This is a genomic window from Luteimonas sp. GW821-FHT14E02 (assembly GCF_058803905.1).
This window is the reverse complement of record NZ_JBXAPK010000001.1, coordinates 56,641-69,103: the sequence shown is the minus strand read 5'-3', so window position 1 is coordinate 69,103 and position 12,463 is coordinate 56,641. Positions and strand designations below refer to the sequence as shown.

Annotated in this window: 13 protein-coding genes; 5 read left to right on the top strand and 8 right to left on the bottom strand. The window is 64.4% G+C overall.

The window, feature by feature from the left end; translation table 11 throughout:
* Window positions 1-22: 22 nt before the first annotated feature.
* The 7 genes from AC1RNP_RS00255 to AC1RNP_RS00225 all read right to left on the bottom strand — a co-directional run bounded on the left by AC1RNP_RS00255 (window position 23) and on the right by AC1RNP_RS00225 (window position 5,921).
* Window positions 23-493 carry a hypothetical protein gene (locus tag AC1RNP_RS00255; protein WP_493049209.1) on the bottom strand — a complete coding sequence of 157 codons (471 nt, stop codon included), beginning with the start codon at window positions 491-493 and terminating at the stop codon, window positions 23-25.
* A gap of 41 nt (window positions 494-534) precedes the next feature.
* On the bottom strand, window positions 535-1,953 hold the full coding sequence (locus tag AC1RNP_RS00250) for a leucyl aminopeptidase family protein (RefSeq protein ID WP_493049208.1): 1,419 nt from the start codon (window positions 1,951-1,953) through the stop codon (window positions 535-537).
* Window positions 1,950-2,729 (bottom strand): HAD family hydrolase, encoded by a 780-nt coding sequence (locus tag AC1RNP_RS00245; RefSeq protein ID WP_493049207.1) that lies wholly within the window; start codon window positions 2,727-2,729, stop codon window positions 1,950-1,952. The genes AC1RNP_RS00250 and AC1RNP_RS00245 overlap by 4 nt, the downstream gene beginning before the upstream one ends.
* Before the next feature lie 228 nt (window positions 2,730-2,957).
* Window positions 2,958-3,479 carry a protein sip-5 gene (locus AC1RNP_RS00240; protein ID WP_493049206.1) on the bottom strand — a complete coding sequence of 174 codons (522 nt, stop codon included), beginning with the start codon at window positions 3,477-3,479 and terminating at the stop codon, window positions 2,958-2,960.
* Window positions 3,476-3,961 (bottom strand): phage holin family protein, encoded by a 486-nt coding sequence (locus tag AC1RNP_RS00235; protein WP_493049205.1) that lies wholly within the window; start codon window positions 3,959-3,961, stop codon window positions 3,476-3,478. Before AC1RNP_RS00235 ends, AC1RNP_RS00240 begins: the two co-directional genes overlap by 4 nt.
* 30 nt (window positions 3,962-3,991) lie before the next feature.
* Window positions 3,992-4,360, bottom strand: a complete 369-nt coding sequence (locus AC1RNP_RS00230; protein ID WP_493049204.1) for a hypothetical protein — start codon at window positions 4,358-4,360, stop codon at window positions 3,992-3,994.
* 85 nt (window positions 4,361-4,445) lie between these two features.
* Window positions 4,446-5,921, bottom strand: coding sequence for a Do family serine endopeptidase (locus AC1RNP_RS00225; RefSeq protein WP_493049203.1), 1,476 nt, complete (start codon window positions 5,919-5,921; stop codon window positions 4,446-4,448).
* Between the two features lie 609 nt (window positions 5,922-6,530).
* Here AC1RNP_RS00225 and AC1RNP_RS00220 point away from each other — a divergent pair.
* The 3 genes from AC1RNP_RS00220 to AC1RNP_RS00210 all read left to right on the top strand — a co-directional run bounded on the left by AC1RNP_RS00220 (window position 6,531) and on the right by AC1RNP_RS00210 (window position 10,296).
* Entirely contained in the window at window positions 6,531-8,744 is a 2,214-nt protein-coding gene (locus AC1RNP_RS00220) for an adenosylcobalamin-dependent ribonucleoside-diphosphate reductase (protein ID WP_493049776.1), read from the top strand.
* 209 nt (window positions 8,745-8,953) lie between these two features.
* Complete coding sequence (locus AC1RNP_RS00215) at window positions 8,954-9,367, top strand: hypothetical protein (protein WP_493049202.1); 414 nt, start codon at window positions 8,954-8,956, stop codon at window positions 9,365-9,367.
* Between the two features lie 122 nt (window positions 9,368-9,489).
* Complete coding sequence (locus tag AC1RNP_RS00210; protein WP_493049201.1) at window positions 9,490-10,296, top strand: TSCPD domain-containing protein; 807 nt, start codon at window positions 9,490-9,492, stop codon at window positions 10,294-10,296.
* Between the two features lie 45 nt (window positions 10,297-10,341).
* On the opposite strand, the gene AC1RNP_RS00205 is transcribed toward AC1RNP_RS00210, so the two are convergent.
* Window positions 10,342-11,148, bottom strand: coding sequence for a hypothetical protein (locus tag AC1RNP_RS00205; protein WP_493049200.1), 807 nt, complete (start codon window positions 11,146-11,148; stop codon window positions 10,342-10,344).
* Between the two features lie 265 nt (window positions 11,149-11,413).
* On the opposite strand from AC1RNP_RS00205, the gene AC1RNP_RS00200 reads away from it, so the two are divergent.
* Together AC1RNP_RS00200 and AC1RNP_RS00195 are read left to right on the top strand one after the other, a co-directional pair.
* Entirely contained in the window at window positions 11,414-12,115 is a 702-nt protein-coding gene (locus AC1RNP_RS00200; protein ID WP_493049199.1) for a hypothetical protein, read from the top strand.
* Window positions 12,102-12,434 (top strand): hypothetical protein, encoded by a 333-nt coding sequence (locus AC1RNP_RS00195; protein ID WP_493049198.1) that lies wholly within the window; start codon window positions 12,102-12,104, stop codon window positions 12,432-12,434. The genes AC1RNP_RS00200 and AC1RNP_RS00195 overlap by 14 nt, the downstream gene beginning before the upstream one ends.
* Window positions 12,435-12,463 lie beyond the last annotated feature (29 nt).

The following is a 12,463-nucleotide window of genomic DNA, read 5'->3' as shown; positions in this document are numbered from 1 at the left end:
TGGTTTCGCCGCGGCGACGCGATCAGGGAAGGCTTTTCCGCATGTCGCAAACGGCGAGGCTGGCAACGAGCTGGTAGTAGCGCATGGCTTTCGCGTCCTCCAGCTTTTCCGGATCACCGAGCGCGCGTTGTTCCTGGCGCATGGCCTTGCACTGCTGGGTGAATTCCTTGTCCGACAGCGTCGGCGTGTCTCCGATCGGAGCGCCGTCGACATTGGACACCATGTCGGTGACGCTGCCGTCGCCGCGCGGGAAGACATCGACCCGGTAGATGAAGTCCTTTCCGGCACATGCTTCGACCGACCAATGCTCGATCGTGCCGCCAGCGCGTTTCTCCACGGTCCTGGAACCGGTGGCTTTCTTGAAAGGACAGTCGGGATGCTGCAGGTCGTGCCATTCGGCGACGTCGCGGATCACGGCCGGAATCTGCGCCTTGGGCACGGCGGTTTCCCGGAAGTCGGCCGCGTGCGCGGCACCGGTCGCGAGCACGAGCATCGGAATTGCGATTCTCAGCCGGGCGCGCATGCGGCGGTCCGTCAGTCCGCCTGACTCGCGCGCCGCTTGAGCAGCGCGTAGATCGCACGCAATCCCTGCGCCTCGCCGCCGGCCGGACGTCCCGGACGATCGTTGTCGTTCCAGGAATACACATCCAGATGCGCCCACTTCTGCTCGGCGGGCACGAAGCGCTCCAGATACAGCGCCGCGGTGACGCTGCCGGCCATGCGCGAGGGGCCGCCGTTGGCGAGATCGGCGATGTTGCTGGTGAGATAGCGCAGATACGGACGCCAGAGCGGCATGCGCCAGAGCGGATCGCGCGTCTGCAGACCGGCATCGAGCCAGCCCTGCGCGAGCGCGTCGTCGTTGGCGTACAGCGCCGGCAGATCGGGGCCGAGCGCGATGCGCGCCGCGCCCGTGAGCGTGGCGAAATCGATCAGCCATGACGGCTTGTCCTCGCTCGCCAGCGTGAGCGCGTCGCACAGGATCACGCGGCCCTCGGCGTCGGTGTTGTCGATCTCCACGCTTACGCCCTTGCGCGTGGCGATCACCTCGCCCGGGCGGAACGCGTTGGGACCGATCGCGTTCTCCACCGCCGGAATCAGCAGCGTGAGCCGCAACGGCAGCTTGCGCGCCATCACCAGCTCGGCCAGGGCCAGCGCGTGCGCGGCGCCGCCCATGTCCTTCTTCATGTTGCGCATGCCGTCGGCGGGCTTGATGTCGAGACCGCCGCTGTCGAAGCACACGCCCTTGCCGACGAGCGTGATGTGCGGATGTGCGTCCTCGCCCCAGTCGAGGCGGATCAAACGTGGCGCGCGATGCGAGGCGCGGCCGACGGCGTGGATGGCGGGGAAGTTGCGCGCCAGCAGTTCATCGCCGACCACGCTTTCGAAACGGGCGCCATGCGCCTGCGCGATCTCGCACGCGATGGCTTCCAGCTGTTCCGGCCCCATGTCCTCGGTGGGCGTGTTGACCAGGTCACGCACGCGCGTGCAGGCGCGCAGGAGGTCGGCGGTTTCCGCGTCGATGTCGGTCACGGCCAGTTGCGCCGGCGCGCGCGGCGCCTCGCGGTAGCGCGTGTAGCGGTAGGCGCCAAGGCCCCAGCCCAAGTGCAACGCGCGCAGTACTTCGTCGTCGACCTTGGCATCGAGTTGCCACAGTCCCGGCGGCAGCACGGTGGGCGCGTGCGCGTAGGAGAACGGATCGAGCGGATCACCGATGCCGAGCAACGCGGCGGCGAACCCGCCATCCTCGCCCGGCAGTGACAGCACTGAGCCGGGCGCGGCATCGAAGGCGTGCGTCTGCAGCCATTGCACCAGCGCGGGTGTCTGGTGTTCGCGCCAGGCGGCGAAGTTGTCGCGTTGGATCAGGAAAAGCTGGCGCGGCGCCTGCGCAGGGTTGTGCTGGGCAGAACCGGCACGTTCGGGATCGAGTCGGACGAATCCGTTCGGGAGAGTCATGCGCAGGCGGCTCTGGAAGCAGGAAGGGAGGCGGCGGCATCGAGCCAGTCGGCCAATGCGGTGAGCGTGTCGAATTCGAGATCCGGACGCGGATCATCGTGCGGCCATTCACTATGACCACGTACAGCCGGATCGGCGCGGCGCGCTTTTTGATCAACACGATTGATCCAGCAGGTCCGCAACCCGGCGCGCGCGGCGCCGACGATATCGAGATCGGCATCGTCGCCGACGTGCAGCACCTGATCGGGCGCGATGCCGAGGCGTTCGCAGGCGGCCAGGAAGATGCCGGCTTCAGGCTTGGCCGCGCCGTGCTCGTGGGCGCGCAGATAGAAGCGGAAATGGTGCGAGAGGCCGATCCGTTCCAGATCGGCATTGCCGTTGGAGAGCGCCGCCACCGGCACGCGCGCGGCGATGCGCGCGAGCGCGTCGAGGCTGTCGGGATAGCACTCCACTTGGTTGCGCGCGGCGTAGAACGCTTCGTAGGCGGCGTCGGCCAGGGATGGATCGGCGCCGCTTTCGCGCAGCGCGTGCGTCAGCGTCATGCGCCGCAGCGTGCCGATGTCGTGCACCAGTTGCGGATTTTCGGCGACCACGCGTTCGCGCAGGGCGCGCATCTCGGGAATCGGAAAGCGTTCGGCGGTGCGCGGGCTGTGCGTGCGGAACCAGTCGTCGAGCACCCGTTCGATCCGCGTGGCGATCGGCGCGAACGGCCAGAGCGTATCGTCGAGATCGAGGGTGATGGCGCGGACGGGGAAATTGGATTGGGAGCGGGGCACGCACGTATGTTACGGGATTAGGCAAAGCCCCGGCCTTTGCTTTCCTTCTGCTTCCGGAGATCGAGGCCGCCTCAAGCGGCTGAGGGGCGCGTAGCGCCGGATGAGGGCAGGGAACCACTGGCCGATGCACAGCACATTCCATCCATGACAAGTCATTCTCCCGCCCTCATCCGCCCCTTCGGGGCACCTTCTCCCGAGGGGAGAAGGGGAAGGCAGAGGCGAGAGCTTTCAGCGTTCCGAGATTTCCGTCGCCGCTTCCGCCGGACGCGGCGGCGCGTTCCAGGTCGGGTCCGGCTTGCGGCGGCGGTCGGAGGGCGGCACGGCTTCGGGTTCGGCCGTGGCCGCGACCTCGGTCGCACGACGCGCGGCCTCGATGTCGGTTGCGGGCCCCGCCTCGGGCGGTGTCCGCATCGTCGCGTCGTTTGCCGCGTCCGCGGCCTGTTCGGTCGCTTGCTTCGCCGTCGCCGCGGCGAGCCCGCTCTGCAGCGATGCCAGCAGCCCCGAGACCGCGGTGAACAACTGCACCCAGCGCGCGCCGTTGAGCCCGCCGAGCTTGCGCACGACACGCCCGGGCCGCGCCCGTCCGATCAGGAAACCGCCGACCAGGCCGGCGAGCAGGATCCGCGTCGGCGTCCAGCTCTCGCGCCAGGTGTCCTTCAGCGAGGTGGCGTGCGCCTGCGTCTGTTCGAGGCGACCCTCGACCAGGCGTTCGCCGCGGATCACGCGCTGCTTCAGGCGTTCGAACTTCATGGCTGCCGCGCCTGCGCGTCGGGGGTGCTCAATGTCTCGCCGCGTGGTTCGCCGTCCTCGTCGTCGCCGTCGCCGATGCCCAGCCGCGCCAGCTGGCGCCGCGTGGCATGCATGCCGGCGTAATCGAAGAACACCGACACACGCCAGGCGGCGATCGCGGTCACGGTGAGGCTCAGCACCGCGGCGATGGAAATCGAGGCCAGCCACGGCAGCCCCAGCGATTGCAGCAGCGCGATCAGCGCGGCCATCGCCAGCAGCCAGGTCGAGGCGCCGAACACGATCGCCACCGCCAGCCACGCCAGCGCGCGTCCGCTGGCGCTGCGCGCGAGGGCGAGGTCGGCGCCGATCAGTCGACGCAGCGCGCGACCGGTGTCGAGCGCGGAATCCAGCGTCGCGCGCCCCGCGGCGTGGATGCGGCGCACGCTTTCATCCAGGTGCGGCGCCTTGCCGGCGTCGGCATCCTCGCGGCGTTCCTCGCTCACGATGTCCCCCTCGATGCAGAGGGAATCAGCTTACCTGTCTCCACCGCCGCCGCGCGCGAGCTTGGCGATGATGAAACCGGCGGCGAAGGCAACGCCGAAGGAGGCGAGCGGGCGCTCGCGGATCAGGTCGGCGGCGCTGTCGATCAGGTCGCGGCCCTTGTCCAGAAGCGCATCGACCTGTTCGCGCGCGGCCGCGCCGCCTTCCTCGAGCGCGGCGATGCCGGCCAGTGCGCCATCGGCCAGATCGGCCTTCATCTGCGCGCGTCCCACGCGGGCCTCGTCACCGGCGGCGCTGGCGGCGTTGCGCAGTGTTTCGCTCGCGTGGCTGGCGGCGTCCTTCAGATGCGTGCCGGCTTCGCCGAGATTGCTCTTGAAGTTTTCGCTTGCGGTCGGATTCATCACGAGCTCCTTTGCATGAGTGCCTGGGAAGTGTGCCGGACGGCGGGTTGCCGGAGGGTTAAGACGTGAAATTCTTGTTGAACGCTCACCGCATCAGCAGATTGCCCGTCGTCCCGCCACGCAGTACGCGCAACACCAGCTGCGTGGGCTTTTTCTCAAAACTGGCGCGGAAGCTGGGCAGGTCGCCGAATTCGCCGTTGCTGCCTTCCACGATGATGTCGTTCGGACGCAGCCCGTTGTTCCAGGCGCGGCTGCCGCGCGTCACCGTGCCGACCTGCAGGCCGCCGTCGGCGCCCATGCTGCGCAGCTGCTGGCGCGTGGCCTCGTCCAGTTCCTTGAAGGTGGCGCCGGCCAGGCGTGCGTCGAGTGCATTGCCGTCGAGCGCGCGCGGGCTCTCCTTCAGCGTGGCGGTGAGCTGCAGCGCCTTGCCCTCGCGGCGCACGTCGAGCGTGACGCGGCTGCCGACATCCTGCAGGCCTTCGAAGTTGTGCAGGGACGGGCTGTTGTCCACGCGCTGCCCGTTGGCGGACAGCACCACGTCGCCCGGCTGCAACCCGGCGGCCGCGCCGGCCGATCCCGGATACACGCGCGTCACCACCGCGCCGCGCGGCTCGTCGAGGCCCAGGCCCTTGGCGATGCGGTCGTCGACGTTCTGCGTCTCGATGCCGAGCGTGCCACGCCGCACCTCGCCGGTGCTGACCAGCTGGTCCTTGATGTTGCGCGCCATGTTGATCGGAATCGCGAAGCCGAGGCCGATGTTGCCGGCCATGCTGCCGCGCGGATTGAAGCTGGCGGTGTTGATGCCCACCAGTTCGCCGCGCAGATTCACCAGCGGGCCGCCGGAGTTGCCCGGATTGATCGAGGCGTCGGTCTGGATGAAGTTCTGGAAGCCGGCCACCGGGATGCCGCTGCGGCCCACGGCCGAGACGATGCCCGAGGTCACCGTCTGGCCCAGGCCGTAGGGATTGCCCATCGCCACCACGAAATCGCCCACCTGCAGCGCGTCGCTGTTGCCCAGCGGAATGGCGGTGAGGTTCTTGGCGGGGATGCGGATCAGCGCCACGTCGGTGTCCGGATCGGAGCCGAGGAATTCGGCTTCCAGCGTGCGGCCGTCGGCGAGCGTCACCGACACACCGTCGGCGTTCACCACGACATGGTGGTTGGTCAGCACGTAGCCGTTCTGCGCATCGATGATCACGCCGGAGCCGAGCGCGCGCTCCACGCGTTCGCGCGGCATGTCGGGGATGCCGAAGAAGCGGCGGAAGAACGGATCGTCGGCGAACGGCCCGAGCGGACTGGCCACGCGCACAGTCTGGCGGCTGTACACGCTGACCACGGCCGGGGTGACGCGCTTGAGCATGGGCGCGAGCGAGGGCACGGCCTGGCCCTCGACGGTGGCGGGCAGGCTGGCCATGGTGGCCGGCACGGCCACGGGCGCCGCCGATTCGGCGCGGGCGGGCTGTTCCAGGCCTTCGCGCAGGGCCGTCGCGGCGAAGCCGCCGAAGGCCGCGGCCAGGGTCAGGGCGAGCAGGGTCTTGGTGGGGGTCGACAACCGACGCATGGGGTCCTCATGAGATGGCGCGTGGCGCACGGCGCACAGTGTGCCGGGACGGGCCCGGGGATGGCGTCGCGCGGTCCGATTAAGACGTTCAGTTTTGATGGAGACCGTTTAATCGGGCATGAAGTTTCGCCGATCCGCGGTGGCTTGGCGCCTTCCTGTCACCACTGAAATCAACCCTGAAAACCCCCAAACCCAGGCCCAGGGACCGCCCGTCCGACCGGCCCCGGGGGCGAGGCGGCTGTCACAAAAAAACTTCCAGATTTCCATTTTTCCGGTTGACAGCGCCCTTGCCCCGGCGTAGTTTGACCTCCCGTTCGGCCACAAGATGTTGGGGTCGGACTGGGAGGAGAGGCCCAAGTGGTAGGGTTTACCTGATTTTGACACGTCGCTACAGGGGAAGGCGCACGATGCAAGCAGGCTCGGCCCCGACTACAGATCACGGAATGGAGCGCGACGCGTAACACGCGGCTGCGGCTTCGCCGTCGGTCGCTTCTAAGGCAGGACGGCGGCACCGGGTTCCCGATGACGCCTGCAAACGGCAATCAAGAAATCAACGACAAGAACAACAAGCCGCGCCACGAGCCCGGCCAGTCAGGAGAAAGATTCAGCATGAGCACGGTGCGCCTGGAGGCGGTGAAAAACGATATGGGACAGACCCCTGACCCCAATCGCGCGGCCCTTGATCGCGGTGACCCCAATCGCGCGGATTTGAATCGCGAAATCCCCATGCAGCCCGCGTCGCAGGACATCTGGGACAAGAAGTACCGCCTGAAGACCAAGCAGGGCGTGGCGGTGGATGCCGACATCGACGGCACCTACCAGCGCGTCGCCCGTGCCCTGGCCGACGCGGAAACCGCCCCGGACAAGCGCGCCTACTGGAACGAGCGCTTCCTGTGGGCGCTGCGCCGTGGCGCGATCCCGGCCGGCCGCATCACCTCCAATGCCGGGGCGCTGGAGCACAAGCCGGCCACCAGCACGATCAACTGCACCGTCTCCGGCACCATCGTCGACTCGATGGACGGCATCCTGGACAAGGTCCACGAGGCCGGCCTCACCCTGAAGGCCGGCTGCGGCATCGGCTATGAATTCTCGACGCTGCGCCCTAGGGGCGCCTTCGTCGCTGGCGCCGGCGCCTACACCTCCGGCCCGATGTCCTTCATGGATATCTACGACAAGATGTGCTTCACCGTGTCGTCGGCCGGCGGCCGCCGCGGCGCGCAGATGGGCACCTTCGACGTCAGCCACCCCGACGTGCGCGACTTCATCCGCGCCAAGCGCGAGGACGGCCGCCTGCGCCAGTTCAACCTGTCGCTATTGATTACAGACGGCTTCATGCAGGCCGTGGAGACCGACGCCGACTGGCCGCTGGTATTCCCGATCAACGAAAAGGAAACCGGCGACCTCGACCTGTCCAACGCCGAGCAGGTCGTCTGGCGCGACTGGCCCCAGCACGCCAGCTACATCGTCCGCGACGATGGCCTGGTCGCCTGCAAGGTCTACGGCCACATCAAGGCCCGGCACCTGTGGGACATGATCATGGTGTCCACCTACGACTACGCCGAGCCCGGTTTCATCCTGATCGACCGCGTCAACGAGATGAACAACAACTGGTGGTGCGAGAACATCCGCGCCACCAACCCCTGCGGCGAACAGCCGCTGCCGCCCTACGGCGCCTGCCTGCTGGGCTCGGTCAACCTCACCAAGTTCGTGCGCAACGCCTTCACCGACCAGGCCGAGTTCGACTGGGAGGAATACAAGGAAGTCGTGCGCGTGTTCACCCGCATGCTCGACAACGTCGTTGAAGTGAACGGTCTTCCGCTGCAGCAGCAGCGTGACGAGATCATGCGCAAGCGCCGCCACGGCATGGGCTTCCTCGGCCTCGGCTCCACCGTGACCATGCTGAAGATGAAGTACGGCAGCAAGGAATCGTGTGAGTTCACCGAGCGCATCGCCCGCGAGATGGCCGTCGCCGGCTGGGAAATGGGTCTGGCGCTGGCCGAGGAAAAAGGCCCCGCGCCGATCATGGAGGAGCGCTTCACCGTCACCGCGGCGATGCTGCGCCAGCGCCCGGAAATGGCCGCCGACGGCTGGAAGCTCGGCCAGGAGATCCCCGGCAAGGTCCTGCACGCCCGCTACTCGCGCTACATGCAGCAGATCGCCACCGTGGCCCCGGAGCTGGTCGACCAGCTCGCCGAGAGCGGCGCCCGCTTCACCCACCACAGCTCGATCGCCCCCACCGGCACGATCTCCCTGAGCCTGGCCAACAACGCCAGCAACGGCATCGAACCGTCCTTCGCCCACCACTACAGCCGCAACGTGATCCGCGAAGGCAAGAAGTCGAAGGAAAAGGTCGACGTCTTCTCCTTCGAGCTGCTCGCCTACCGCGAACTGATCAACGCCCGGGCCATGCCGTTCAGCGAAGACCCGGCCGCCAAGCTGCCCGACTACTTCATCGCCGCCGACGACATCACCCCCAAGGAACACGTCGACGTCCAGGCCGCCGCGCAGAAGTGGGTCGACAGCTCCATCTCCAAGACCGCCAACGTCCCCACGGACTACCCGTACGAGGACTTCAAGGACATCTACCGCTACGCCCACCAGCAGGGCCTGAAGGGATGCACCACCTTCCGCTTCAACCCCGCCGCCTTCCAGGGCGTGCTGGTGAAGGAAACGGACCTGGAGAACACCACCTACCGCTTCGAACTCGAGGATGGCAGCGTGGTCGAGGTGAAGGGCAACGAGCAGATCGAATACGACGGCGAACTGCACACCGCCGCCAACCTGTTCGACGCGCTCAAGGAAGGCTACTACGGCAAGTTCTGAGGTTTTCCCTTCTCCCTCCGGGAGAAGGTGGCGCGAAGCGCCGGATGAGGGCGGGGAAATTCCGTGTCATAGAAGGTTCCCTCGCGAATGATTCTTCCTCCCTCATCCGCCCCTGCGGGGCACCTTCCCCCGATGGGAGAAGGAAATCAAACGCGCTACATTTCGCTCCACGGGCGCCCGCCCGTGTCCACTGACCTGAGGGAACCATCATGAGCAACGGCAACGGGGTCACCGCGACCCTCTCCAACGCCGCCGAAGCCGTCGCCGACAAGGCGAAGGAAATCGGCAGCGCGGTGTCGAAAAAAGCGAGCAGCGCGGTGAAGACCGCGAAGAAGAGCGCCGCCAAGGCCAAGAAGGCCGTCAGCAAGCGCGTCACCAAGGCGAAGAAGAAACTCGCCTCGGTCAGCGCCAGCGCCAAGGCCGAAGTCGCCGCGCTGAAGAAGAAGGGCGCCGCGAAGAAGGCTGCCAAGAAGACCGCCAAGAAAGCTGCGAAGAAGGCTCCGGCCAAGAAGGCCGCCGCCAAGAAAGCGCCAGCCAAGAAGGCCGTGAAGAAGGCAGCGAAGAAGACCGCCCGCAAGGCCCCCGCGAAGAAGGCGGCCAAGAAGGCGGCAAAGAAGAAATAAGCAACACCGCCCCGGTAGCCCCTCTCCCGCCCGCGGGAGAGGGGTTGGGGTGAGGGCATCCAGCCCCACGTAAACCTCATAACCACAAAAACAAGCAACACCGACCCATCAGGAACCGCGTCATGGCCGTCAAGATCGACAAGAAAATCAAGGGATACGCCGTCGTCACCGCCGAGGACAAGGAGAAGGCCGTCGCCGGTGCCTCCGTCGCGCGCGAGAAAGTCGAGGCCGAACTGCCCACGGCCGACGTCATCCAGATGCACGAGCGCATCGAGCGCCCGGAAGTCCTGATCGGCAGCACCTACAAGATCAAATCCCCGCTGGTGGAACACGCCATGTACGTGACCATCAACGACATCGTGCTCAACGCCGGCACCGAGCACGAACAGCGCCGCCCCTTCGAGATCTTCATCAACTCCAAGTCGATGGAGCATTTCCAGTGGATCGTCGCGCTCACCCGCATCATGTCCGCAGTCTTCCGCAAGGGCGGCGACGTCACTTTCCTCGTCGACGAGATGAAGGCCGTGTTCGATCCCAAGGGCGGCTACTTCAAGGCCGGCGGCGTGTACATGCCCTCGCTGGTCGCCGAACTGGGCATGATCGTCGAGGACCACCTCAAGTCGATCGGCATGATGCACGACCCCGAAATGAGCGACCACCAGCGCGCCCTGATCGCCGAGAAGCGTCGCGCATACGAAGAGCGCTCAAAAAAAAACACTGAAGTAAGCGTTCCGGTCCATCCGCAGCGTGAGGCGGGTGGGATCGAAGGGTCGTATCCCGATACCTATCCCGAGGACATCGCCGTGACCGGCGATGGCACCTCGTTTCCGCCGTCGGCGACCATGTGCCACAAGTGCAATACCAAGGCTGTGGTGATCATGGATGGATGCGCGACTTGCTTGAACTGTGGCTATTCAAAGTGCGGCTGATTGCCGACAAGCGGTAGAAGGATCAGTTATGGCTTGAAGTAATGGCTATTCTCGAATTCCGACAACTACCATGTATTCGGGAGTTCCCAGTGGCGCAAAGAGTTTGATAGTTACTAGAGCATATGTAACGCCATTGAGTGTTGCCCAAGCACTACGAAGTCTATGAATTTCATCGGGGGCAAATTCTTGCTCAGGATGTGTGCTGCAGCCGACCCAATACGACATTGTTTCAGTTTGTCCGAGAATCAGCTCGCGAACCAATGGGCGGAACGATTCGGTGCCAAGACGAGCTAAGGCATACGCATAAGCAATCTTTGCAAGCATTCTGGCAAAAGAAAGCGGGTTGATTGAAGAGAGATTGAGCGCTTCTTCATCTTTCTTCAATTCGTGCAACTTTTCTGTTCTGTCTAAGCGTGTCCAGAATGATCCACTCCAATGATTGCTTGGGGGTGTGCCAAGAAGGATGCCGGGTGGCTCCATGTTGGGCGTAATGTAGACAAGAGGGAGATCATTGGCTGGCGCAGTCAATTTTCGACCGCTAGGTTGAAAGCTTCCATCGATGCCCCGTTGCCCGATATTAATATTAACTGCGGCGTTCATAGTGCGCCTTGCACGCCTTCGAGTCGGCATGTCAGTCTGTTGGCGGTATAGCCCCCATGTCGATCGTAAGCAGTCCAGCTCGAAGCGGCTGGTGATTTTCTCGCAAGCGCGACAGCTTGCTTTTGGAAGAATAAGAGAGTTGCCGCCAAGTCCAAAGGGCACAATATGCTCGTCACTGAAAGGGCCTTCTATCGCTCCGCAATAGATGCAAAACCCAATCGGACGAAATTTTTCGGAAGTGGCAAACTTCATTGTGGGCATTATATCTTTCGTGCCATTTCCTCAAAATAGGCGGCAAAATAGCGCAAAACAGGCAAAACAGGGGTCAGAGTCGACTTTCTGAGAAGGGAAGGAGCAGAGTCGACCCTGCGATCCGCCCCGGCCAGTTCCAGATCGAAAACAGCAAGAGGTTCACCAATGGATGGATCACCGCATCGAGCATCTTCGGCAAGTGCATTCGGGTGGAGACCTAGCCCTCCACTAACGGGGTCTTTTCTCTAAAGAGGGTGCTCGAAGCATGGACGACCGTCTCTCCTTTGCTGTCTTGGAAAAGAAGCTGCAAGCCCTCCCGGATGGGCCGGCCGCCGTTCTGAGCATGCCGTCGTGGATGGGGATGTGGAACGCCATCGGTACGGTCGGCGTCGTGACCGGCTTGCTGCCTTCACTGCTGATCAAGTTCATGGTGCCCGCGATGTGGATGGTGTTCATGGCGAAGCTCGGCGTATGGTTGGCACTCATAGGTTATGGGCCTGGCATCGTGCGAGGACTCTGGGTGATGGCATTTGAGTTCTGGCACTGGAAGCCCAAGTTCGTCGCGCAAAGCGATCATGATCTGGCACATTTCCGCGAACTGAAACGCTGGTTGTCGACTTATCCGCAAGAAGAACTTGAAGAGCATCATCGCTTTGCCAGGCTCTCGCAGGACCGGCTAACCTCAAAGCTTGGCTTGCTGGCTGGAGGCTTCGACAAGCTAGGCATTATTCCGGCGCTGCTTGCATTGTTACTGCTACTCAGGAACTCGGGTGAAATCACGCTGGAAACGCTACTCGCGATTCCGCCTTGGCAGGCTGTCGCCGGCATCATTCTCTCGATCATGTACCTTCTCGGTCTGCTTGCGATGCGCATGCGGCTCTGTCTGCAGTTGTACGAAGCGATGCTGAGCGGGGCGCTCGACCACAAGATGAAAGAGGCACGAGGACAAGCGAATGGCTTGTCTTAGTTTAGACAGTGCAAAGCCGACCATGATGCATGGTGATGCTCGCGTAGACCGTCCTTCCGCCGCATCTGATTTGGGCAAAACAGGGGTCAGTGTCGGCTTTCTGCAGAAAATAGGGTCAGTGTCGATTTTCCGATACGGCCACAGTAAGGCGTTCCTGCGCGAAGCGCATTGGCAGGATGCCGGGATGTCCGCCGCGAGCCACCTCGGTTATCCGCTGCAGCATTTGATAGAGGCGGTGCTGGGGGAGGGGCCATGGCAACCGACTCCGGATGCCTGGCATTCCGAGATCGAGCATCAACCACCGCGCGATCGCGAATGATCTGCATGGTGTTTTTGCGGACAAGCTGG